This is a genomic window from bacterium, from assembly GCA_024742285.1.
Lineage (GTDB): Bacteria > Myxococcota_A > UBA9160 > UBA9160 > UBA4427 > UBA4427.
The window spans coordinates 1-21,595 of the sequence record JANSYR010000029.1 but is presented as its reverse complement, the minus strand read 5'-3'; the positions used below and the strand labels follow the sequence as shown (position 1 = coordinate 21,595).

The window sequence follows — 21,595 nt, the reverse complement described above, 5'->3', positions numbered from 1 at the left end:
CACTGCAGTGCGAACCACAAGCGGGAGACGATCGCGTTCTCGAAGCGGCGGCAGTCGGCGCTGTACCGGATGGCGATCTGGGCGGTGTGGCGAAACTACCTGAAGGATCGGTCGGAGAACCGGAGGAAGGGGACACCGGCGCAGGCGTTGGGGATCACGAGGCGGGCGCTTGAGGTGAAGGACGTGCTTCGTGAGCGGCTGTTCGCGGGGCGTATCCCGTCGCTGCGAGGCTGGCTGGCGGAGTGTTACTTCGGCCGGATCCGGACGCGGGCGATCGAGAACTGCCGAGAGCATCGGGCGAGGTTCACGATCTAGAGAGATGGGACGGGAGGAGGCGTCTTCTATCCGGTTGCGATCGAGAGAGGCGCAATCATCGGTCCACGTCTCAGGGGATCAGGACCGCGGCCCCGGTGAGCCGCCCGGTCCGCAAGTCCTCGAGCGCCTCGTTCGCCTCGCCGAGCGAATAACATCGCGTCTCCGCGCGAACGGGCACCCGGGGCGCGACGGCGAGGAAGTCGACCGCGTCTTCGCGGGTCAGGTTCGCGACGGAGCGAAGGACCCGCTCCTCCCAGAGCAAGCGGTACGGGAAGCTCGGCAGATCGGACATGTGGATGCCGGCACAGACCACGACGCCGCCGGGACGGACCGCGGCGAGGGCGGTCGGCACGAGCGAGCCCACCGGCGCGAAGAGGATGGCCGCGTCGAGCGGGACCGGAGGCGACGCGTCGGAGCCCCCGACCCACTCCGCCCCGATCTGTCGCGCGAACGCCTGGGCCTCGACGTCCCCGGGCCGCGTGAAGGCGTGGACGGAGCGGCCCTCGTGGATCGCGACCTGCGCGATCAGGTGGGCGGCCGCTCCGAATCCGTAGATCCCGAGCTGTCGCGCCTCTCCCGCCATCCGATAGGCACGGTGTCCAATCAGCCCGGCGCAGAGCAGCGGCGCCGCGCCGACGTCGTCGTAGGCGTCGGGAAGCGGAAAGCAGTAGCGCGCGTCGGCGATCGTGTATTCCGCGTAGCCCCCGTCGCGCTGGTAGCCGGTGAAACGTGCCGAAGCGCAGAGGTTTTCGCGGCCGGCAGCGCAGTCGCCGCAGCCGCCGCAGGTCCAGCCGAGCCAGGGGATCCCGATTCGCTGACCGATCGCCAGCGGCGAGGCTTCGAGCAGATCGGGACCCAGCGCATCGACCTCGCCCACGATCTCGTGGCCGGGCACGATCGGGAGGACCGGATCCGGAAGCTCGTCGTCGATCACGTGAAGGTCGGTTCGACACACACCACACGCGCGCACCCGCACCCGGACCTCGCCGGTCCCGGGCTCGGGAATCGGCACGCGTTCCTCGCGGAGCCCCTTCCCGTCGCCGTGATATCGCATGACGCGCATGTCGCCTGCCGACGCGCTGCCTCCACTCGCCATGCGCGCAGTGTACTCTTCATAGGCGCGGGCCTCCCCCTCAAGCAGGTTCGGCGCGTCGTCGATTGGAAGGGAGCCATGCGTATCCTCACCTGCCCGCCCGACCATTTCGGCGTCGAATACGTGATCAATCCCTGGATGGAGGGGCAGTCCGGGCGGGTCGATCCCGCCCGCGCCCATGCGCAGTGGAGCGCGCTCTTCGACGATGTGGTCCGCTTCGCGTCGGTCGAGAGCGTCACCGCGGATCCGGGAAGCCCGGACATGTGCTTCACGGCGAACGCGGGCCTCGTGCTGGGCGACCGGGCGGTCCCGGCGCGCTTCCGAAACGCCGAGCGCCGCGCCGAGGAAGCCCCCTTCACCGCGTGGCTGACCGGCAGCGGCTACGCCGTCGAACCGCTGCCGGACCGCGACCCCTTCGAGGGCGAGGGGGATGCGCTCTTCCAGCCGGGCGTCGCCCTTCTCTGGGCGGGCTACGGCGTGCGGACCGCGCTCGAGACCCACGTCGGCCTCGCCGAGACCTTCGGAGTCGAGGTCGCGAGTCTGCGGCTCGTCGACCCGCGCTTCTATCACCTCGACACGTGCTTCACGCCCTTGCCCGGCGGTCGCGTCATGTACTACCCGCCGGCCTTCGACGCGCGTTCGCGCGGCGAGATCGCTCGACGCATTCCGGGGTCGCACCGGATCGAGGTCGACGACGCCGACGCCATGGGCTTCGCGTGCAACGCGCTCCGCATCGAGGATCGTCTCTTCATGAACGCCGCCAGCTCCGGGCTTCGCGACGCGCTCGCGGCCTGGGGCTTCGAGGCGCGATGCCATCCGGTCGATGAATTCCTGCGCGCGGGGGGCGGCGTGAAATGTCTCTCGCTCCTGCTCGACCAGGCTCCGTTCTCGCAGCCCGATGCGGTCCCGCCGACGCCGATCCGGACGACGGACGTCTCGCTCCGCGGCGACCTGCTCGACGCCGGCCTGCTCCGCCGCGCCCTCGACGTCGTCACCGAAGGCTGCGGCAGCTTCCGCGTCGACGAGCTCGACCTCGCCGAGCGGAAGGATCAGCCCTCGACCGCCCGGCTCCGCGTGGTGGCGCCGGACGCGGACCACCTCGACGCCATCGCCGACGGTCTCGCCGCTCTGGGCGCCTAGCCGGTCGCGCTCGACTGAAGCGGGATCGGGCGGAGGCCGCCAGGCTCGGGCTCAGGGGTGGCGCGGCTCGGGCTCAGGCGTAGTTGTCGACGAGGTAGCGGATGATGTCCGCCGACTCCGGCAGCCATTCGACCTCGCCGTCCTCGCCGTCGATCCGAAGGACCGGAACTGTTCCGCGACCGGTCGCCTCGACGACGGCGGCGCGGTAGCCCGGCTCCTGCATCGTGTTGCGAAGCGGGACATCGAGGTCGAGCTCCTCGATCGCCTGGAGCACGCGCGCACAGTAGGGGCATTGCGGATAGCCGTAGAGGGCCAGCGTCCCGTGCTTGCCTGCCGAATCCGTTTCCTGCGCCGTCATCGCTGCTCCACCTCGTCCCGGCTCCACCTCGTCCCGGCTCCACCTCGTCCCGATCGGGCGGTCGGACTCTAGCGTTCGTCCGCCGGGGCCGGCGCCCGGGCTGCGCCCCTTCGCTCCGCCTGCCGTTCGGAATCGTGCGAACCGGTTCGGGACCTGACGGAATTCCGACGGCCCGTCGGCCGCCCCGCCGCCCGCGGCGGCGGGGCACGCCTCCCCTGCTCACACAACCCGCCGGAATTACTGCGCATTTCAATCAGTCGCACGCGCGTCGAGCGACTGGCACACATCCTGCTCTTGGGAATCCCCATCTGGGGGATCCGATGGAAGACTTCGCGAACGACACCGCCACCTGGCTCGAGTCCGAGCTCCACGACACGCCCGTCGTCGAGTGCGAGCTGGGCTCACTGATCGCCGCCGCCTCGGCCTGGACCGAGGACGAGCAGGAGCTCGACGACCTCGTCGGCGGCCTCGTCGAGACCGGCCAGATCGCCCTCTCGATCGGCTGATCCCCCAGCGGCCTCCCCGTCGACATCGCCACACCCCCGAGTCCCGGTTCCGGTCGTGCCCGTCGCGAGAACGTCGGGAGTGCCGAAGATTCGCGACCCTCGGACCGGAGGCCCGCGCAGACGTACTTGAGTACGTCGAGCAGGCCGCAGGGAGAAGGTCGCGAAGATTCGGTGCTCCAGGCGTTCGCAGCAGGGCATGATTCGGATAGGCTCTCGCCCTGTTTCAGCGCGCGGTCACGCTGCGCTGTGCCCTCCACCTCGGCGCAAGCCCCACCCCGGAACCGATCCCATGGCACGAGTCAACGACAACTACCTGAAGCTGGCCGCCGGCTACCTCTTTCCCGAAATCTCCCGCCGGATGGACGTCTTCACGTCCGCGAACCCCGACGCCGACGTGATCAAGCTCGGGATCGGCGACGTCGTCCTTCCGCTCGGAGACGCGGTCCGCCAGGCGATGCACGATGCGATCGACGAGATGGCGACCGCCGACGGCTTCCGAGGCTACGGCCCGAGCGAGGGCTACGACTTCCTGCGCGAGGCGATCGCGGAGAACGACTTTGGCGCGCGGGGCGTGAAGATCGACCCGAGCGAGATCTACGCCTCCGACGGCTCCAAGTGCGACTCCGCGAACATCCAGGAGATCTTCGCGGACGACTGCTCCCTCGCAGTCTCGGACCCGGTCTACCCGGTCTACGTCGACACGAACGTGATGGCGGGCCGAACCGGCGCGCCGGACGAGGGGGGCCGCTACGCGGGCATCACCTACCTGCCCTGCACCGAAGAGTCCGGCTTCATGCCGGCGCTCCCGGACGCCCCCGTCGACCTCGTCTACCTCTGCTCGCCGAACAACCCGACGGGCACCGTCGCGCCGAAGGAAGAGCTCGCGAAGTGGGTCGAATGGGCGCGGGCGAACGAGGCGATCCTCCTCTTCGATGCCGCCTACGAGCGCTTCATCACCGAGGATCACCTGCCCCACTCGATCTACGAGATCGACGGCGCGCGGGAGTGCGCGATCGAGTTCCGGAGCTTCTCGAAGACCGCAGGCTTCACCGGCATCCGCTGCGCCTACATCGTGATCCCCGAGGAGCTGAAGGGCCGGGACGCGAACGGCGACCAGGTCCCCGTATCGACGCTCTGGGGCCGCCGCACGAACACCAAGTTCAACGGCATCTCCTACCCGGTCCAGCGCGGCGCGGAGGCGATCTACTCCGCCGAGGGCGCCAAGGAAGTCCAGGCGAACATCGACTACTACATGGCGAACGCGACCCTGATCAAGGAGGGGCTCTCGAAGGCGGGCTTCACCACCTTCGGTGGCGTGAACGCCCCCTACGTCTGGCTGAAGACGCCGGACGGCCAGGACTCGTGGCAGTTCTTCGACGCCCTGCTCTCGCAGGCCCACGTCGTCGGCACCCCCGGCTCGGGCTTCGGCGCCTGCGGCGAGGGCTACTTCCGGCTCTCCGCCTTCGGCATTCGCGAGAAGGTCGAAGAGGCGATCGAGCGGATCACGAAGAGCTTCTAGCGCCCGACGTAGGGCCGATCCGGCGACGGGCGCAAGTGATCCACATCACCTGGATCGCGAGTGTCTCCGACTTTCGCCCGACGCCACGGCGGTCGGAGCCAACGAGTTTCGTCGACGCCGCACGCAGCCGGCACTAACGTCCCGCCGTCCCTGGCGCAGACGACCGCCAGGCCGTCCACCCGTCGCCTGCGAAGGCGAGGAACCCGAGGAGTCCAAGGTGACCATGTCGAACGAGCCCCAGCCGAAGCGGAAGCGGATGTCCCAGCAGCGGATCGCCTGCGCCGCGCTCACCGCCGCCCTCGCCGGCCTCCTCGTCGCGCTGCCCGCCGCGGCTCAGCAGGACTCGAGCTGGGACAGCGCCCAGCGCACTCGGCAGAGCGACCAGCGGGACGACGCCTATTCGTTCGTGGGCCCCTACATCCAGGCGGCGGTGTCGATCGGCCGGATCGACTTCGACGGCAGCGTCGACAGCGATGCCAGCGGAGGCTTTGGCCTGACCGGCGGCTACCGGCTGATGCCGTGGATCGCCGCGGAGGCGCATTTCCAGCTCCTGGGCGGCGAGGACAACGTCGAGCTCGGCCCCTTCGAGCGCGACAGCCTGTTCTGGGGCTTCACCTTCGGCCCCAAGGTCTATCCCTTCGCCGTGATCGAGAACTCGGGTCTGCCCGACGAGATCCAACCCTATGCCTTCGTCGGAATCGGCGGCGGCGAGATCGACGTCGACGGGTCCGACGAGGAGAGCGCGTTCATCGGACGCTTCATCCTCGGGATCGACTACTGGTTCGACGAACACCTGGGCATGTTCGTCGAAGGCGGCGGCTTCGCCTTCGACGACGACGACGTCGACGGCGTCGGCGTGTTCAGCGTCGGTGGGAGCTACCGCTTCTAGGGGTCCCGCGCGAGACCGCGCCGGCGGAACGCTCGCGGTACCAGTACCGGTAGCGCTCCGCGAAACCCATGCGTTCGTAGAGGCGCCGAGCCGGTTGGTTCGGCGCCTCGACGTTCAGGAGCGCGAACTCTGCGTCGTGCTCTCGCGCGGCGAAGAGGATCGTCCGGAGGACGGACTCCGCGAGACGCTGTCCCCGGCTCGACGGGACCGTCGCGACCGCCACGAGCGAGACCGCGTCCTCGACCACCGAGCCCATCGCGATCGACACGACCGCCCCCGCTCGTTCGGTCCTGCCGAAGAGCACCGCCTTCTGGGTCGCGAGACAGCGCTCGAGGATCGCCCGGTAGTCTCCCCGGCGTGCGTCCGCGATCCCCGAGAGCCGGCACGAGGCGTCGAGCCAGCGATCGTCGAGTCGACCGGCAAACAGCTCCGTGACCGTATCGGGCGAGGGGGATGCCGGCGAACGAGCGAGCACGTCCTCGATCGCGACGGTCATCCCGAGCGAGTCGCCGTCGGTCGAATAGCCTCGCGCGGCGAGCGCGGCGTCCAGCTCCGGCGGATCCGCGGCCGCGGTCAGCTTGAAGACCGGCGCGAGCCCACGCGCGCCGTACCAGGCCTCGACCTCGTCGATCCGCGCCTCGAGCGCGCCGACGCCGCCGGGCTCGGGCGCGACGGAGTTCGCGCGGCGCGTGTGACGACCGCTCGCCCCCGCACGCCAGCCTCCGGGCCGCCCCTCCTCGAGCGCCGGCCAGCCGAGCCGGCCGAGCCGCTCGAGGTCGCGGATGTCGTCGTCGGAGATCAGCCGAGTCCCATCCGCTTGGCGATGATCACCTTCATGATCTCATTGCTGCCGGCGTAGATCGATTGGACCGCGGCGTCCGCGTAGTCGCGGGAGATCGGGTACTCGTCCATGAAGCCGTAGCCTCCGAAGAGCTGGAGACACTCGGCGGCGACCTTCTTCTGGAGATCACTCGCCCACCACTTCGACATCGAGACCTCGGAGACGATCTCGTCGCCGTTCACGTGGGCGACGAGGAGCTTGTCGACGAAGGCCTGACCGATCTCGACCTCGGTCTGCATCTCGGCGAGCTTGAACTGCGTGTTCTGGAACGTGCCGATGGGCTTGCCGAAGGCCTTCCGCTCCTTGACGTAGTCGATGGTGTCCTGGAGCGATCGCCGGGCCGAGGCGACCGACGCGATGCCGATGCAGAGCCGCTCCTGCTGGAGCTTCTCCATCAGCATCTTGAAGCCGCGGCCCTCGCCCCCGAGCAGGTTCTCCGCGGGCACCCGGCAGTCGACGAACGAGAGCTCGCTCGTATCCTGCCCCTTGAGGCCGAGCTTCTTCAGGTTCCGGCCCTTCTCGAAGCCGGGCGTCCCGGCCTCGACGAGCAGGAGGCTCATGCCGTCGTGGGGCGGCGAGACGTCCGGGTCGGTCTTGCAGACGACGATCACGAGATCCGCGTTCTGTCCGCAAGAGATGAAGGTCTTCGCGCCGTTCAGGACGTAGTGGTCCCCGTCGCGAATCGCCTTGGTCTGGACGCTCGCCAGGTCGGAGCCGGTCGAGGGCTCGGTCATCGCGATCGCGAGCAGGCACTTGCCTTCGATCGCGGGCACGAGCCACTTCTGCTTCTGCTCCTCGGTCGCGAAGGTCGTGAGGTAGGGCATGCAGATGTTCGTGTGCAGAGACGCCTGGAGCGAGTGGAGCCGCAGGTCCGCGAGCTCCTCCATGATGATCGCGTCGTAGAGGAAGTCTCCGCCCGCGCCGCCGTACTCCTCGGGCTGGTTGGCGCCGAGGAACCCCGCCTCGCCCATCTTCTCCCACGCCCAGCGCGGCGAGATCCCGGCCTCGTGCCACTCCTCCGCGTGCGGCATGAACTCCGTCTCGACGAAGCGCCGGAACTCGGCGCGGAAGAGGTCGTGCTCCTCGGTGAAGATCGTTCGTTTCATCGTTCCCTGCTCCTGTCCCGCTCCGGCAGGCGTTCCCTGCCGCGCTCCCGCTCGGGCGATCCGGTCGTGTCGTCGGCGAGGCCCAGCAGCGCGCGGATGCGCGCGAGCGCCGCGCGGGTCTCGTCTTCGGGCGGCCCGGCGAAGCCCTCGAGGTCCGTCGCGCGAATCGGCGCGCGGAGCAGGCGGGCATGACCGGCCCGCACCAGTCGACCGCGCAGCGCTTCGGCGTCTCGGCGCGGCCGAAGCCAGCCGCGATCGATCGCCTTCGCGGCCAGGAGCTCCAGTCCTTCCTGGGGTCGCGTCGTTCCCCGGTCGTTGGACGGTCGCGCCGGGGCCCGGTCGACGACCGCCTGCATGACCGCATCGCGCAGCCGCGCCCAGAGCGTGCGCCCGCCGCGCAGCTGCGGGGCGAGGAAGACCGGGCGGCCGGAGGCGCAGAGCTCGGTCAGGCTGGTCTCGCCGAGCCCGACGAGGACATGCACGTCGGCCGCGGCCACGAGGGTTCGCCAGGGCCGCTCCTCGCTGCGCTGGTCCGGGGTCTCGCGGTGGACGAAGGCGGGGCGACCGAGACCGGCCAGGACGCCTTCGAAGATCTCCGCGTCCGCGTGCCGACTCGCCGAGACGAGGACGGACACCCCGAGATCGACCGCGCTCTCGGCGACGAGCCGTCCGAGCGCCGTCGCCGAACTCCGGTCGAGACCGAGCCGACGCGTGCCGCTGCCGATCGAGACGAGCAGCTTGCGCCCCGGCAGCGCGTCGATCCGCTCCTGCCAACGCGCCCTCTCCTCCGAAGTCGGCCCCTCCGACACGAAGGGGCGCTCGACCTCGATCCGGTTCGGGTGGGGGAAGAGGTTCGCGCCGCGCGGGGTGATCGCGAGATCGACGGCCTCGATCGGCGTCGCGACCTTCGGTCCGAGAGCGACGATCTTCGTCCGGCCTCGCGCACGCTCCCGGATCCACCGCGCGATCGGCGCGGCGCGACGCCCCGCCACGATCGCCAGGTCGGGCCAGGGGGCTTCGAGACCGGCCGACGCGGCATCGCCCTCGAGGCCGTCGAGATGGGCACCCCGGGAGCCGTTGGGCCACCAGCGGGATCGCGCGCCGAGCCGCGGACGGAGCGCGCGATGGGGCACTCCGAGGGCCTCCGCCAGCGCCTGGACCTGGACGTCGTTGCCCGGCGCCCCGTCGGAGATCGTCCAGACGAGCGGCGGAGACGGATCCGGGCGCGGCCCGCCGGTCCGAACCACGATCCGGTCGGCATCGAAGGCATTGCCGCGAGCGGCCATCAGCTCCCAGGCGACGTCGGGGTGACGCCTCGCGGCGGCCTCGAAGTGGCTCTGCCACCAGGCGAGGGTGTGCGTCGTGCCCTGCGGCGGCAGAAGGAATCGCCTTCGCGGGGCACTCTCGGGCGTTCGGACGGCGACGTAGACGAAGCGGCGGGCGCGCTGGAAGAGCGCCTCGACGACCCAGGGGATGTCCCAGACCGGGATCGCCTCGAGCCCGTCCACGCAGAGCACGGCGTCGAAGCGTTCGTCCTCGTCGGCGCCGGCCAGGAACTCGAGCAGACCCACGCGCCGCTCGGTGTCGAGCCCGAACCGGCCGGGGTTCTGGGCATCGTCGCCGCGAAGATCGGGCTGGACCTCGACGAGGCTCCGCGACTTCGTCCGGCGCGTGAGGCTCTCGACGGCGTGAGCCAACTCGCCGGCGATGCCGATCCCGCTCCCCATGTCGCTGACGGGCAGCCCGCGCAGGCGTTCGAGCCAGGCCTCGAATGCGCGGCTCGGAGCGTGGCGACGGAAGAGTTCGAAGCCCGCCTCGATCGCTTCGCGTTCGAGGTCGTGCCACAGCTGTGTGTAGGACCCGCGCTGATAGACGAAGCGCTCCGGAAAGGGGCGCCAGGGCTGCGTGTGCAGCGTCGTGTAGTGGAGGAGGTGACTCTGGCCCGGCTCGAACTCCTCGTCCCGGGCGTTCCAGCCCGGATCGAGCGCCCCGCGCAGCCCGGTCGCGGCGGACGCCTTGCGCAGCAGCGATCGCTTCCAGCCGCGCTGGGCCTCCGCCAGGCTCCAGACCGGCGCCATGCGCTCGCAGTCGACGAGCATGACGGAGGACTCGGTGTCCGAGATCGACAGGTGGGCGGCGCCTTCGAGATCGAGATCGAAGAGCACGCCGGGATCCGTCAGGTAGATCTGGTCCTCGTCGTTGTAGATCGCGCGTCCCCGCCCCTCCTGGAACGCGGGAATCGCGAAGCGGTAGTTGGTGAAGCCCGTCGTCCAGCCCTTGCGGTCGAAGCCGGGCAGCTCCGACATGAGGTGGATTCGGACCTCGCGACCGGGATCACGCACCTTCTCGATCGACCAGACGAAGACGCGATTGGCGCGGTACTGGGCCGGCTCGGTCCCGAGATAGATCTCGACGGGCGGCGACGAGCTCGGCGCCGCGCCGGGCCGCACGGGAAGCACGACCGTCTCCATCGCCTCGCGGATCGCCCGGGCCGGGGCGAACTCGGGGCGCACGTCGGTCGGAGGGGTCTCGGGCTCGGTCGGATTCGAGGCGGCCATCTTCGTACTCTCGGACGGGGATCCCGGTCGGTCGCCGGCGTCGCGGCATCCGGGCCCGGTCGGGCAGCGGGGGCGACGGAGTCTACAACAGGCGCCGGAGCGCCCTTCGGGACCGGACTCTCCGTCCACTCGCGCGAAAAACGAAGGTTTTCCCCAACGATTCCGATCACATGTGGGCCTGCGGGCCTCCAGTCCGGTGTCAGGTCCTCGACGCCGCGCGGGATCCGGTCATACTTAGGCGGTGCCGGATCGCTGAAAGGACGTCTCGGGGGTGTGACGCACTTGGAGCCGGACCCGACTCTCCGTCGGGAAACCCGCGGTGACGATCGGCTCACCACTCGAACTACCGACGCATGAGAGTCTGATTCCGGGCCGCCCCCGTTTCTTCGAACGCGAAGGAACTCGGCGGACAGGGAGCACACTCGCTCGACCAACACCAAACGCTACATGGCGTGCGAAGTTTGTCGCGATGAGGGTTCGATTTCGATTCATACACAGCCGTCCCGATTGGGGGATACTCCGGCATCGCCGGAGCCGCTCGGCTCGAGACCACGACACGCACGACGAGACCACGTGCGACGATCGATGAGACGAACGGGGCAGAAGCGAGGCCGCAATCCTCGCAACCGGTCCAGGAGAGAACGCGAATGCGGATTGGCAAGATTCCGGTCGGAGACGGCGCACCGCTCGTCCTGATCTGTGGCCTGAACGTGCTCGAGAACGAGGCGGACGCGATCGAAGTCGCCCGCACGATTCAGCAGCTCGCGGAGAAGCACGACTTCCCGTTGGTCTTCAAGGCCTCCTTCGACAAGGCCAACCGATCCCGCCACGACTCCTTCCGCGGCCCGGGCATCGACGAGGGTCTGCGCATCCTGAAGTCCGTGAAGAAGGAGACGGGGCTCCCGATCCTCACGGACGTGCACGAGCCCGAACAGCCGAAGCTCGCCGCCGAGGTCGCCGACATCATCCAGGTGCCGGCCTTCCTGATGCGTCAGACCGACCTGATCGCGGCCTGCGCCGCGGCCGGCATCGCCGTCAATCTCAAGAAGGGCCAGTTCATCGCACCGCACGACATGTGCCATGCGGTCGACAAGCTCAAGCACTACGGCTGCGAGGACATCCTCGTGACCGATCGCGGCACGTGCTTCGGGTACAACAACCTGGTCACCGACATGCAGGGCCTCGTCGCCATGCGCGACTTCGCCCCGGTCTGCTTCGACGCGACCCACGCGGTCCAGTACCCGGGTGCCAATGGCGGGTCGTCGGGTGGCGATCGACGCTTCGTCGCCCCGCTCGCGCGCGCCGCCGTCGCGGCCGGAATCGACGCGCTCTTCGTCGAGACCCACCCGGACCTCGAAGCCGCCCCCTGTGACGGCCCGAGCCAGATCAGCTTCGAAGAGCTCGATCGCCTCCTCGCCGAGGTCCGCGCCATCGACTCCGCCCTCCGCAACCTCGGCTAGGCAGCCTTGTCTTCGGAGGCCGCAGGCGCCTCCGCGGGGGCCCTGGGCGCGCCGGGAGGCAACCCCGGCGTCGTGGGCCCGCGTCAGGCGGTCGTCCTCGCCGGCCGACGAAGCGGGCAGGACGCCCTCGCCGAGGCGGCGGGCGCGGCGCATCGCGCGCTCCTCGAGATCGAGGGGGAACCGATGCTCCTCCGCGTCGTGCGGTTCCTGTTGACCCGCTCCTCCCTCGAGCGCGTCCTGGTCAACATCGACCGGCCGGATCTCGTCGAAGCCCTGCCCGGCTGGGCACCGCTCGTGGATTCCGGTCGCGTGGCCCTCCTGCGGAGCACCGACTCCCCGAGCCGCAGCGTACTCGAGAGCCTCGACGCGGCGGGCCTCGAGCACGGGCCGGTGCTGGTCACCACCGCGGACCACGCGCTGCTCGACGACGCGATGCTCGACGCGTTCTTCGCGGGCTGCGAAGACGGGACGGATCTCTGCCTGGGGCTCGTGCCCAGCGCGACGATCCGGGCGCGCTTTCCGGCGGCGAAGCGGACCTATCTCCCGTTCCGGGACGAACGCTATTCCGGTGCGAATCTCTTCTACTTCCGGACGCCGGCGAGCCGTGCGGCGGCGGAGTTCTGGCAGCGCGTCGAGCACGACCGCAAGCAGCCGTGGAAGCTCGCCCGGGCGTTCGGCCTCGTGAACCTCGCGCTCTTCGTCACGCGACGACTCGACCTCGCCGGCGCGATGGACCGCGCCTCCCGCGTGATCGGTGCCAGGGTCCACGCCGTCCGCCTTCCGATCGCCGAAGCCGCGGTCGACGTCGACAAGATCGAGGACCTCGAGCTCGTCCGCTCGATCCTCGCGACCCGTTAGGCGACGGAGACGAATCCGCCGAGCGCCCGCAAGCGACGGAGACGAATCCGCCGAGCGCCCAGAGGCGACGGCTCAGCCGAGAAGCGATTCCGCCACGGCCTCGAAGCGGCCACTCGCCGCGTCGTAGCCACGGATCTCGGCGTCGAGGCGAAGGCGCCCGCCATCGCGTTCCCTGACGGTGTACAGGTGGTACTGCGCGCGCTTGCCGGGCTTGCTCCCGACCTCCGACGAAGACGGGACGCCGACGATCGGAACGGGGCCGTCGGGACCGGGGACGCGATGGAGCCTTCGGCGGTGCTTGTGGCCGTGCAGGACGAGCTCCGCGCCGGTCCGCCCGAGCACCGCACAGAGCGCCTCGCCGTCCCAGAGCGCCCGACGCGCCGGCTCGCTCCCCTTCGCGATCGGGTGATGGATGAGCAGCACGCGGAAATAGCCCTCATCCCCGAGCGCGGCGAGCAGACGTTCCAGCCGATCGAGCTGCGTCGGTCCGAGCTGTCCTCCGGCGACGAAGACCGGCGTCGGAATCGAGGAGCAGAGACCGATCACCGCGAGGCGGCCATGGATCCGCAGCGTCGGATAGTCGGCGTGGATGGGCGCGCGGCCCTTCGGTGGCTCCGGAGAAGCGAGCGCGCCGAGCCCCGGCGGAAGCGCGTCCGGCCCGGCACCTCGGAGATACGCTGCCCAATGATCCCAGGACCGCGCGGGGTCGGTCCGGACATAACAGTCGTGGTTGCCCGGAATCAGGAAGACCTCTTCCGGAGAGCCCAGCCGGGCGAGCTGTCCCGCGGCGACCTCGAACTCCTGCTCGAGCGAGATGTGGGTCAGATCCCCGGTCACGAGGACCCGCTCGACGCCCTGGGCCTGCACGTCACGAATGGCGGCGTCGAGGATCGCGGGGTCGTGGAAGCGCCGGCGATTGAGGGCCCATGAAGCCCAGCCCGAGAGGCGCTTGCCGCGAAACCGGTCGAGGCCGCCCCCCGCGAGGGTCGTGGCGTGCCAGTCCGAGAGGTGCGCGAAACGGATCTCGCCGTTCAATCGAAACTCCTGGAACCGGATCGGGTCGCCGGGGCCCTACTCTGCCGGGGCCCGGGTCGGCCACGGACACGATGCCGAACCGAGGCCCGCGTGACCTCACGAAGCACGCATCAACGCCCTCGCAGCCCTGTGATAGCCTCGATCGCCCCGGATCGCCTCCGTCCGGAGCCCGGTCCGTGCGCCCCCCTTCGCGCTCGAAGGATCCCCATTGCATTCCCACGCTCGAGAAGACCGGTCCTCGGATGGCCACCGCGCGCGCCCGCTCGTCTCGATGCGTGTGGTCCGAGCGCTCGCATTCGCCTCGGCGCTGCTCCTCACCGGTCTCGCGTTCGCCGGCGCCCCGGGCCCGGAAGAGCCGGAGCCCGAGGCCGAACCACCGACGACCGTTCCGCGCGAAACTCCCGTGACGAGCAACGTCCCACGCGCTCCCGCTCCCCTGCCCTCGCCGCGTCCGGTGCTCGACCCGTCGGCGCGCCTGCTCTCCGAGGACGACGCGAGCGAGGCCTGGACGCTCTTCCTCGAGCTCGAGAGCGGCCATCGCATCACCCAGCGCTTCCTGGTCACGAACGTCGGCCCCGGTGAGCACAGCGCCGTCGCCGTCGGCCACCTCGTCGAGCCCGGCCGCGCGCCCTACCGCTACGAAAACGGGCGCCGCCGCGCGCGCTGGACGCTGTCGGACGACCGGCTCTTCTTCGACATCGCCGCCAGTCACCTCGATCTCCACCGACCCAAGGGCGAGCTGCGGATCACGAAGGACGACATCGAGATCCGCATGTTCTTCGACTTCCACGAGACCGCTCCGAGCGCGGCCGTGCCGGCCGCTGCGCTGCCGCCCCGCTATCACGTCGAGGTCCTCGCGATGGGCGCGCCGACGAAGGGCACGATCCTCGCGCCCTGGATGAGCACGCCCGTCGAGACGCGCGGACGCGCGTGGCTCGTCCACACCTGGACGCCGCGGGAGGAAGCGCGACTCCTGTCCCGGCGACTCGAAGTCTACGGAGCTGACTCCGAGACATCGTTCTATGCAATTCAGCTCCGCGGCGACGGCGATTGGACTGGAGCCTGGTCCATCGCCGCCGATCGAGTCGGACGGATCATTGAGTCTCCGATCAACGTGGAGAAGCCGTGGAGCGAGCTCTCTGGGCAGGAAGGGGGCAAGTACCCCACACCCGCGGGCTTCGAGATCGCCGACACACAGTTCGCGGGGTCGATTTCCCTCGCCCGGGAATGGCTGCGCTTCGATCCCCTCGAGGTCATCCCTCAGCCCTTCCGCTGGTTCATCCGAAGAAGATCGCGACCCCAGGAGGTGTGGGCGGACGCGCGGATCGGGGTTAGCCTTTCCTCCGCGCCGGGAACCCCGTCCCTCCCCCTTCCCGACGAAACGACGAGCGCGACTGCCACGGAAACGTCACGCGCAACACGGGAGACGGATGAAGAGACAGCGCTGATCACTGCCTCCGGCAGTTCGAACGGCGTGGCTTCCATCACATTCCTCAACCCGGTCGGGCGCCGCTAGAGCGGTACCCCCGGAGTTCCCCGAACCGAGAAGGCGCGTGGAATTCCGATCCGGGAGCCGGAACGGAGCCCGGATCTCCTCCTTCGCTCACGAAACAGGTCGGACTCAACTTGCGAATCGGTGTCGTCAACAATCTGCGCGCGGGCAAGAGCCAGGAGCAGGTCAGCCGGATGCTCGGCTTTCTCCGGAGCCATCCCGACGTGCTCCATGTGGAGACCGAACACGCCGGCGTGATGCCCGAGGCGCTGGCGGAGCTCGCGCGGCAGGAGGTCGATCTCCTCGTCGTGAACGGCGGCGACGGCACGCTCCAGTACGTCCTGACCGAGATCCTCGGGGCCGGTGTCTTCGGCGACCGCGTCCCGCTCGTGGCCCCGCTCCGCGCCGGCCGCACGAACATGAGCGCGATGGACCTCGCCGCGGACAAGGATCCGCTGCGCGGCCTGCAGGCCCTCCTCGAGTGTGCCGAGGACGGCCGGATCGCCGAACGCGTCGAGCCCCGCCGTGTGCTCCGCGTGTCCTATGGCTACGGCATCCAGCGCGCCGCCCAGTACGGGATGTTCTTCGGCGCCGGGATCATCAAGCGCGCCATCGAGCTGAACCACCGCCTCTTCGACAAGGAAGGCCAGCGCAATACCCTCGAGGGCGTGCCCGGCGCGACCCTCGTGACCGCGGGCCTGATCGGTCGCATGATCACCGGCGACCACACGGGCATCCTGACCCCGGACAAGGTCCAGATCCTGCTCGACGGCGAAGCGGTCGATCAGGGCGAGTTCCACCTCGTCATGGCGTCGACCCTCTCCCGCCTCTTCTCGCGAATGCGCCCGTTCTGGGGCCAGGGACCCGGCGGCGTCCGCTTCACCGCCCTCGCCGCGCCCTGCCAGTCCTTCGGCAAGGCTGCCCCGGGCATCCTGCGCGGCAATCCGCCGGCGTGGGTCAACCCGGAGACCGGCTACACGAGCCGCAACGTCGATCGCGCCGAGCTCCGCATGAGCTGCGGTTTCACGGTCGACGGCGAGCTCTGGCAGCCCGATCCCGACCGCAGCATCGCCCTGTCCGCGGAACGCGTGGTTCATTTCGTAAGGGCGTGAGCGAGTCCGACGATCCCTTCGTCGCCCTCCGCGCGTCGGTCGCGGCGGAGCTGGCCAGCCCGGTGCGTCCCTCCGTCGAGTGGCTCGCGCAGGAAGTCGCCGCGATCCACGGCGACGCCGTCGCCGGCGTCCTCTTCTACGGTTCGTGCCTGCGGAAGGAGACGGATGATGGCGTGCTCGACTACTGGGTCGTCGTCGACGACTACGGCTCGGCCCACGAGAAGTTCGGCCACGCCACCGCCAACCGGATCGCCCCGCCGAGCGTCTACTACCTGGAGCGGAATCACGAGGGCCAGACCCTCCGCACGAAGTACGGCGTGCTCGATCGCCGCGCCTTCGAGCGCGGCACCGGCCTCGGCGCCCGCCACCCCTACGTCTGGGCACGCTTCGCCCAGCCCGCGCGGCTCCTCGTCTGCCGGGACGACGAGGCGCGCACTTTCTTCGAGGAGGCCGTCGCCCAGTCGGTCGTGACCTTCGTGGCCCGCCTCTTCTGCCACCTGCCGGACCAGTCGGGACTGCTCCGCTTCTCCCTCTCCGCGTTCTGGCAGACGGCGTTCCGGACGACCTACGACAGCGAGCGGCGCCCGGAGGCCGACGACACGATCGTCGGCAACTACCGCGCCGACGAAGTGCGCTACGACGAGCTCGGTCGACTCGCCTTCCACGTGCTCGCGCGCACCCGCTTCGTCGACGAAGCGATGGAGCACCCGCGCTCGTTCTCGATCACCGTCGCGCCCGCGCGACTCCGATCGATGCGCCTGCGCTGGCGGCTGATGCGGATCACGTCGCGGACCCTCGGCCTCGCGCGCCTCTTCAAGACCGCGTTCACGTTCGGGGATTGGGTACCCTACGTGCTCTGGAAGCTCGAGCGGCACGCCGGGCACGAGATCGAGCTGACCGAGCGACAAAGGCGGCATCCGCTGATCTTCGCCTGGCCGATCATCCTGCCCCTCCTGCTGCAGCGGAACCTGCGCCGGGACGGGTGAGAGGGAGCCCATGATGGAGCCGCAGAAGTCCGTCCTCGTCACCGGCGCGTCCTCGGGTCTCGGGGCCGCGATGGCCGAACGGATGGCCGCGCGCGGCTGGCGCGTGTTCGGCACGAGCCGGAAGCCCCGCCCCGAGGAAGGTCCCGACGCGAACGGGATCGAGTGGATCGCGATGGACGTCTGCGACGACGCCTCGGTCGCGGCCGGTCTCGCCGCGATCCACGACCGCGTCGACTGCCTCGACGGCCTCGTCTGCAACGCCGGCTTCGGGATCTACGGCTCGGTCGAGGAGACGAGCCTCGAGCGGGCGCGGGCGCAGTTCGAGACGAACTTCTTCGGTGTGCTTCGGGTCCTGACGCCCGTGCTCGCCCGGATGCGCGCGCGCGACGCGGGCCGGATCCTCCTCGTGGGCTCCCTCGCCGGGCGAGCCCCGATTCCCTTCCAGGCCCACTACTCCGCGACCAAGGCCGCGATCGAGAGCGTCGCGTTCGCCCTCGCGAACGAGGTGGCGCCCTACCACCTCCACGTCTCGCTGATCGAGCCCGGCGACATCAACACGAACTTCAACGACGTGATGGACTGGGGCGACGTCGCGCCCGACTCGCCCTACGCGGAACGCATGGCGACGTCGGAGAAGACGATCCGCGAGTCCTTCCCGAAGAGCCCCGGCCCCGAGGTCGTGGCCGACGCCGTCGAGCAGGCGCTCACCGCCCGCAAGCCGAAGCTCCGCTACCCGGTCGGCCGCGAGGCGCTCCTCGTCGGGCTGGGCAAGCGCTTCCTCTCGGACCGCCTCTCGCTCAAGACGATCCGCGATCACTACGGGGTCTAGCGGCGCGTCCTGTCGCAACCACCGGAGCGCGCCGACGGCGCCACGGCCCACTGATCAGTTCGTGCTCAGGAGTTTCTGCGCCTTCTGCACGACCTCGCGCAACGAAGCGTACGCAGACTCGAGCTCGGGAGCGCACGTCCCGGCGCAGTCTTCCTTCGCGAGATCGAGCTCTCCCAGCGCATCCGTGGCGCCCTCGAGGTCGCCGAGGGCGAGGTGGGAGATGCCGAGATAGCGATAGGCGTCCCAGTTCTTGGGATCGAACTCGATCGTACTCTCGTAGAGTCCGGTCGCCGACCGGAAGGAGCCTGCACAGCGCGCGGCGGTCGCCGCGGCGTAGTACACGGTCGGATTGTCGTCGACGAAATCGAGGACGTAGTCGAACTTGCTCAGGGCGTCTCGGCACCGGCCCTCCTCGAGGTGTTCGATGGCCTGCTCGTACGCCTTGGCGATGTCCCGCTTCTGGACCGTCGAGCCCTGCACTTCGTCGACGTCCCAGTTGAAGAGCGCGGCACCGGGATCCTGGCCGATCCCAGGGACCTGCGCGCCGGCGGTCTCCGCGAAGGACCCGGAGATCGCGGCCGCGAGCCCGACCACGAGAAACCCGCTCAGAGAGAATCGTGCCGCCTGCCTCATGCTCATCCCCTCGGCTTCACCCGGTCGTGCCTGGAGCCGACGCGCGCTCGTGGTCAGCCGGCGGCGTCGACGACGCGGTCGCCGAATCCGAGGTCACGCAGCGCCCCGCGCACGGTCTCCGCGGCCTCGGCGATCGACTCCGGCGAGGCGTTGGCGTCGGCGTTGCCGAAGTCGAGATCCGTCGGCTTCCAGATGCAGGAGACGTGGAGATGGACGTGGCGCACCTCGAGACCGAGGATCGTGAGTCCCACCTTCTCGGGCTGGTAGGCCTTGTCGAGAGCGCGACCGATCGAGTGGGCGACGCCGGTCAGGTGCTGCATGACCTCGGGCGCGAGATCCGTCCAGCCGTCCACCTCTTCCCGCGGAACGACGAGGGTATGGCCCGGCTTGAGCGGCGCGATGGTCAGAAAGGCCATGCACACGTCGTCGCTCCAGACGATGTGGCCGGGCATGTCGCCGTTCATGATCTGCGTGAAGATGCTGGGCATGGATGCGCTCCCGTGGCAGGTGAGCGCGGAGCGTAGCGCCACGGGCGAGCCGGGCCTACGGCGCGGCGCGAGCGTCAGCCGCCGAGCACGCCCGTGATCTTCGCCCAGGTCTCCGGCAGCGAATTCCAGAGAATGAACACGAGCGCGGCGGGCACGACGAAGCGGAGCAGCCCCCGCCACGCCTCGTGGACGAAGGACGCTTCGGCGCCTTCGCTCGCGACGCCGATCGGATCGTCCATCACCCAGCCGACGAAGATCGCGATCGCGAGGCCGCCTCCCACGAGGAAGAGATTGGTCGCGACGCTGTCGGCGAGGTCGAGGATGGCGATGTCGTAGGCGGACCACACGCCACAGAGCGTCACCGCCGTCCCGCCGATCAGCGCCGCGCGCCGGCGGGTCCAACCGAAGGCGTCCATGGCCGCGGAGACCACGACCTCGAGCAGCGAGATCGCGCTGGTGAGCGCGCCCACGACCAGCGCGACGAAGAACGCGCCCCCCACGACGCGGCCGATCGGTCCCATCGACGCGAAGGCCTTCGGGAGCGCGACGAAGAGCGCCCCGATCGTTCCGCCCGAGATCTCGCTCTGCATGCCCAGGGCGAAGATCAGCGGGAAGACCATCAGGCCCGCGACGAACGCGACCCCGAAGTCCGCGAGCGAGATCACGACGGTCTCGCGGCTGAGATTGCTCTCGCGCGGGAGATAGCTCGCGAAGGTCAGGATGGCGCCCATGCCGAGGCTCAGGCTGAAGAAGGCCTGCCCTGCGGCGGCCACGACTACGTCGAGGGCGAGGGCCTTCTCGAGATCGAAGTTCAGGTAGTAGGCGTAGCCCGCGCCCGCCCCGTCGAGACTCCCCGCGTAGACGACGATCCCCAGCATGATCAGGAAGAGCCCGGGCATCGCGACCTTCGCCACGCGTTCGATCCCCGCGCCGATCCCGCCCGAAACGATCGCGATCGTCACGACCATGAAGAGGACCTGCATGGCAAGGCTTCCGTGCCCCTCGGAGACCGCGCCGAAATGCGCGCCGGCGTCCTCGGCGAAGCCCACGAAGAAGGCCTCGAATGCGTAGCGGACGGTCCACCCACCGATCACGCCGTAGTACGAGAGGATGACGAAACCCGCGGCGACGAAGACCGCGCCGAGCCAGCGCCAGCGGTCGCCGCCGAAATGGGCGAGCGCCGAGATCGGTCCGCGCCGCGCGCCGCGACCGATCGTGAGCTCCGCGAGCATGACCGGGAGCCCGAGCAGGAGCGTGAAGATCAGATAGAGACCGACGAAGCCCGCGCCGCCCTTCTCCGCGGCGAGATAGGAGAAGCGCCACATGTTGCCGAGCCCGACGGCGGACCCGACCGCGGCGAGCAGAAAGCCCCACCTCGTCTGCCATTGCTCGCGAGAAGGTTCACGAGAAGCGGATGCACCGGCCATGGTTCCCCCCAGATCCAGAAGCCTCGCGCGCCGAGGAGCGCACGACCCGGACGGAGCATACCCTTCGCCCCGGCCCGACGCCGAACCCCGGCGTGCGTCTCCTCCCCATCGGCCCCCCGAACGCTCCGCACGAGACCCGCGTTGATCCCCGCTCTCTCGCTCCTGCTCGCCGTCCTCGGAGTCGCCGGCCTCGTCGCGCTCGGCCTGCCCGTCTTCCTGCGCCGTCGCAGATCGCTCCGCGACCGCCGGCTCGCTTCCCTGGCGGAGCTCCCGGATCGCGCGCACGTCGTCGTCCTCGGTTGCCGCGTGAAGCGCTCGACCGGCGCGCCCAATCGTCTCTTCACGGCGCGGGTCGCCGCCGGCGCCGCCGCCTACCATGCCCTCGCCGCGCGAGGAGACGATGCGCGCGCGACCGTCCTCGCGAGCGGCTTCGGCCGGCTCGGCGAGACCGAGGCCCTTCGCGACCAGCTGATCGCCGCGGGCGTGCCGGACGAGGGGATCGCGCTCGACCCGGACGGCGAGCGGACGATCCGCACGATGGAGTTCCTCGCGCGCGAAGGAAGCGGGGGTCGTCCGATCGTCCTGGTGAGCCAGGCCTTCCACCTGCCCCGCTCGCTCTGGCTGGCCGAGCGGCTCGGGGTCGAGGCGGTCGGCCTTCCCGCGGCGGGTGGCATCGGCGGTCTACGCGCCCGCACCCGCGAGCACGTGGCCTGGCTCCGCGCCGTCTTCGACGTGATCCTCGCGTAGACGACGCTCCTGCGGGCGCCTTCTGTGGCATGCTCCGCCTGCCCCCCGCCTGCCTCCCCCCGCAATCGCTCGACGAGCACGGGACGCCCTTGGCTGCGCGAAAGACCCCGCGACCGAAGCCGCGCAACGCTGCGCGAAAGACCCCGCGACCGAAGCCGCGCAACGCTGCGCGAAAGACCCCGCGACCGAAGCCGCGCAACGCT

Annotated in this window: 21 protein-coding genes; 12 read left to right on the top strand and 9 right to left on the bottom strand. The window is 69.9% G+C overall.

The window, feature by feature from the left end:
• Positions 1–315 (top strand): hypothetical protein (locus NXI30_28555; GenBank protein ID MCR9098191.1); only part of this gene is annotated, 315 nt, incomplete at its 5' end.
• 70 nt (positions 316–385) lie between these two features.
• On the opposite strand, the gene NXI30_28550 is transcribed toward NXI30_28555, so the two are convergent.
• On the bottom strand, positions 386–1,378 hold the full coding sequence (locus NXI30_28550) for a zinc-dependent alcohol dehydrogenase family protein (GenBank protein ID MCR9098190.1): 993 nt from the start codon (positions 1,376–1,378) through the stop codon (positions 386–388).
• A gap of 108 nt (positions 1,379–1,486) precedes the next feature.
• Here NXI30_28550 and NXI30_28545 point away from each other — a divergent pair, with 108 nt between their 5' ends.
• On the top strand, positions 1,487–2,548 hold the full coding sequence (locus NXI30_28545; GenBank protein ID MCR9098189.1) for a hypothetical protein: 1,062 nt from the start codon (positions 1,487–1,489) through the stop codon (positions 2,546–2,548).
• Between the two features lie 73 nt (positions 2,549–2,621).
• Here the strand turns inward: NXI30_28545 and NXI30_28540 are convergent, their stop codons facing one another.
• Positions 2,622–2,906: a glutaredoxin gene (locus tag NXI30_28540; GenBank protein ID MCR9098188.1), complete on the bottom strand. Its 285-nt coding sequence runs from the start codon at positions 2,904–2,906 to the stop codon at positions 2,622–2,624.
• A 320-nt stretch (positions 2,907–3,226) separates the two neighbouring features.
• Between NXI30_28540 and NXI30_28535 the strand changes: the two genes are divergently transcribed.
• The 3 genes from NXI30_28535 (at position 3,227) to NXI30_28525 (ending at position 5,820) form a co-directional block, all read left to right on the top strand.
• Complete coding sequence (locus NXI30_28535) at positions 3,227–3,412, top strand: hypothetical protein (GenBank protein ID MCR9098187.1); 186 nt, start codon at positions 3,227–3,229, stop codon at positions 3,410–3,412.
• A gap of 289 nt (positions 3,413–3,701) precedes the next feature.
• Complete coding sequence (locus NXI30_28530) at positions 3,702–4,931, top strand: LL-diaminopimelate aminotransferase (GenBank protein MCR9098186.1); 1,230 nt, start codon at positions 3,702–3,704, stop codon at positions 4,929–4,931.
• 223 nt (positions 4,932–5,154) lie between these two features.
• Positions 5,155–5,820: a porin family protein gene (locus NXI30_28525; GenBank protein MCR9098185.1), complete on the top strand. Its 666-nt coding sequence runs from the start codon at positions 5,155–5,157 to the stop codon at positions 5,818–5,820.
• Here NXI30_28525 and NXI30_28520 read toward each other — a convergent pair.
• The 3 genes from NXI30_28520 to NXI30_28510 all read right to left on the bottom strand — a co-directional run bounded on the left by NXI30_28520 (position 5,792) and on the right by NXI30_28510 (position 10,325).
• Positions 5,792–6,316: a GNAT family N-acetyltransferase gene (locus tag NXI30_28520; protein ID MCR9098184.1), complete on the bottom strand. Its 525-nt coding sequence runs from the start codon at positions 6,314–6,316 to the stop codon at positions 5,792–5,794. The two genes, NXI30_28525 and NXI30_28520, sit on opposite strands and share 29 nt — an antisense overlap.
• Positions 6,317–6,618: 302 nt before the next feature.
• A complete protein-coding gene (locus NXI30_28515; GenBank protein MCR9098183.1) occupies positions 6,619–7,767 on the bottom strand; it encodes an acyl-CoA dehydrogenase family protein in 1,149 nt (382 codons plus the stop codon).
• Complete coding sequence (locus tag NXI30_28510; GenBank protein ID MCR9098182.1) at positions 7,764–10,325, bottom strand: mitochondrial fission ELM1 family protein; 2,562 nt, start codon at positions 10,323–10,325, stop codon at positions 7,764–7,766. Before NXI30_28510 ends, NXI30_28515 begins: the two co-directional genes overlap by 4 nt.
• Before the next feature lie 647 nt (positions 10,326–10,972).
• On the opposite strand from NXI30_28510, the gene kdsA reads away from it, so the two are divergent.
• Both kdsA and NXI30_28500 read left to right on the top strand, forming a co-directional pair.
• Positions 10,973–11,785: a 3-deoxy-8-phosphooctulonate synthase gene (gene kdsA, locus NXI30_28505; protein ID MCR9098181.1), complete on the top strand. Its 813-nt coding sequence runs from the start codon at positions 10,973–10,975 to the stop codon at positions 11,783–11,785.
• Positions 11,786–11,791: 6 nt separating this feature from the next.
• A complete protein-coding gene (locus tag NXI30_28500) occupies positions 11,792–12,643 on the top strand; it encodes a nucleotidyltransferase family protein (GenBank protein ID MCR9098180.1) in 852 nt (283 codons plus the stop codon).
• Between the two features lie 72 nt (positions 12,644–12,715).
• On the opposite strand, the gene NXI30_28495 is transcribed toward NXI30_28500, so the two are convergent.
• On the bottom strand, positions 12,716–13,678 hold the full coding sequence (locus NXI30_28495; GenBank protein MCR9098179.1) for a metallophosphoesterase: 963 nt from the start codon (positions 13,676–13,678) through the stop codon (positions 12,716–12,718).
• A 271-nt stretch (positions 13,679–13,949) separates the two neighbouring features.
• Here NXI30_28495 and NXI30_28490 point away from each other — a divergent pair, with 271 nt between their 5' ends.
• The 4 genes from NXI30_28490 (at position 13,950) to NXI30_28475 (ending at position 18,097) form a co-directional block, all read left to right on the top strand.
• The gene (locus NXI30_28490) at positions 13,950–15,194 is read left to right on the top strand and encodes a hypothetical protein (GenBank protein ID MCR9098178.1); all 1,245 of its coding nucleotides are present in this window, start codon (positions 13,950–13,952) and stop codon (positions 15,192–15,194) included.
• A gap of 110 nt (positions 15,195–15,304) precedes the next feature.
• Positions 15,305–16,282 carry a hypothetical protein gene (locus tag NXI30_28485; GenBank protein ID MCR9098177.1) on the top strand — a complete coding sequence of 326 codons (978 nt, stop codon included), beginning with the start codon at positions 15,305–15,307 and terminating at the stop codon, positions 16,280–16,282.
• Positions 16,279–17,268 carry a hypothetical protein gene (locus tag NXI30_28480; protein MCR9098176.1) on the top strand — a complete coding sequence of 330 codons (990 nt, stop codon included), beginning with the start codon at positions 16,279–16,281 and terminating at the stop codon, positions 17,266–17,268. Before NXI30_28485 ends, NXI30_28480 begins: the two co-directional genes overlap by 4 nt.
• A 10-nt stretch (positions 17,269–17,278) precedes the next feature.
• Positions 17,279–18,097: an SDR family NAD(P)-dependent oxidoreductase gene (locus tag NXI30_28475; protein MCR9098175.1), complete on the top strand. Its 819-nt coding sequence runs from the start codon at positions 17,279–17,281 to the stop codon at positions 18,095–18,097.
• Positions 18,098–18,151: 54 nt separating this feature from the next.
• Here the strand turns inward: NXI30_28475 and NXI30_28470 are convergent, their stop codons facing one another.
• The 3 genes from NXI30_28470 to NXI30_28460 all read right to left on the bottom strand — a co-directional run bounded on the left by NXI30_28470 (position 18,152) and on the right by NXI30_28460 (position 20,645).
• Positions 18,152–18,736, bottom strand: a complete 585-nt coding sequence (locus NXI30_28470) for a hypothetical protein (GenBank protein ID MCR9098174.1) — start codon at positions 18,734–18,736, stop codon at positions 18,152–18,154.
• Between the two features lie 47 nt (positions 18,737–18,783).
• Complete coding sequence (locus NXI30_28465; GenBank protein MCR9098173.1) at positions 18,784–19,218, bottom strand: HIT family protein; 435 nt, start codon at positions 19,216–19,218, stop codon at positions 18,784–18,786.
• Positions 19,219–19,292: 74 nt separating this feature from the next.
• Positions 19,293–20,645, bottom strand: a complete 1,353-nt coding sequence (locus NXI30_28460; GenBank protein ID MCR9098172.1) for a sodium-dependent transporter — start codon at positions 20,643–20,645, stop codon at positions 19,293–19,295.
• 141 nt (positions 20,646–20,786) lie between these two features.
• Between NXI30_28460 and NXI30_28455 the strand changes: the two genes are divergently transcribed.
• On the top strand, positions 20,787–21,392 hold the full coding sequence (locus NXI30_28455; protein MCR9098171.1) for a YdcF family protein: 606 nt from the start codon (positions 20,787–20,789) through the stop codon (positions 21,390–21,392).
• Positions 21,393–21,595: the final 203 nt, after the last annotated feature.

Bases quoted from the DNA above. Each gene is read 5' to 3' on its own strand.
- NXI30_28550 (MCR9098190.1), bottom strand. From the start codon at position 1,378: ATGCGCGTCATGCGATATCACGGCGACGGGAAGGGGCTCCGCGAGGAA.
- NXI30_28545 (MCR9098189.1), top strand. From the start codon at position 1,487: ATGCGTATCCTCACCTGCCCGCCCGACCATTTCGGCGTCGAATACGTG.
- NXI30_28540 (MCR9098188.1), bottom strand. From the start codon at position 2,906: ATGACGGCGCAGGAAACGGATTCGGCAGGCAAGCACGGGACGCTGGCC.
- NXI30_28535 (MCR9098187.1), top strand. From the start codon at position 3,227: ATGGAAGACTTCGCGAACGACACCGCCACCTGGCTCGAGTCCGAGCTC.
- NXI30_28530 (MCR9098186.1), top strand. From the start codon at position 3,702: ATGGCACGAGTCAACGACAACTACCTGAAGCTGGCCGCCGGCTACCTC.
- NXI30_28525 (MCR9098185.1), top strand. From the start codon at position 5,155: ATGTCGAACGAGCCCCAGCCGAAGCGGAAGCGGATGTCCCAGCAGCGG.
- NXI30_28520 (MCR9098184.1), bottom strand. From the start codon at position 6,316: ATGACCGTCGCGATCGAGGACGTGCTCGCTCGTTCGCCGGCATCCCCC.
- NXI30_28515 (MCR9098183.1), bottom strand. From the start codon at position 7,767: ATGAAACGAACGATCTTCACCGAGGAGCACGACCTCTTCCGCGCCGAG.
- NXI30_28510 (MCR9098182.1), bottom strand. From the start codon at position 10,325: ATGGCCGCCTCGAATCCGACCGAGCCCGAGACCCCTCCGACCGACGTG.
- kdsA (MCR9098181.1), top strand. From the start codon at position 10,973: ATGCGGATTGGCAAGATTCCGGTCGGAGACGGCGCACCGCTCGTCCTG.
- NXI30_28490 (MCR9098178.1), top strand. From the start codon at position 13,950: ATGCGTGTGGTCCGAGCGCTCGCATTCGCCTCGGCGCTGCTCCTCACC.
- NXI30_28475 (MCR9098175.1), top strand. From the start codon at position 17,279: ATGATGGAGCCGCAGAAGTCCGTCCTCGTCACCGGCGCGTCCTCGGGT.
- NXI30_28470 (MCR9098174.1), bottom strand. From the start codon at position 18,736: ATGAGCATGAGGCAGGCGGCACGATTCTCTCTGAGCGGGTTTCTCGTG.
- NXI30_28465 (MCR9098173.1), bottom strand. From the start codon at position 19,218: ATGCCCAGCATCTTCACGCAGATCATGAACGGCGACATGCCCGGCCAC.
- NXI30_28460 (MCR9098172.1), bottom strand. From the start codon at position 20,645: ATGGCCGGTGCATCCGCTTCTCGTGAACCTTCTCGCGAGCAATGGCAG.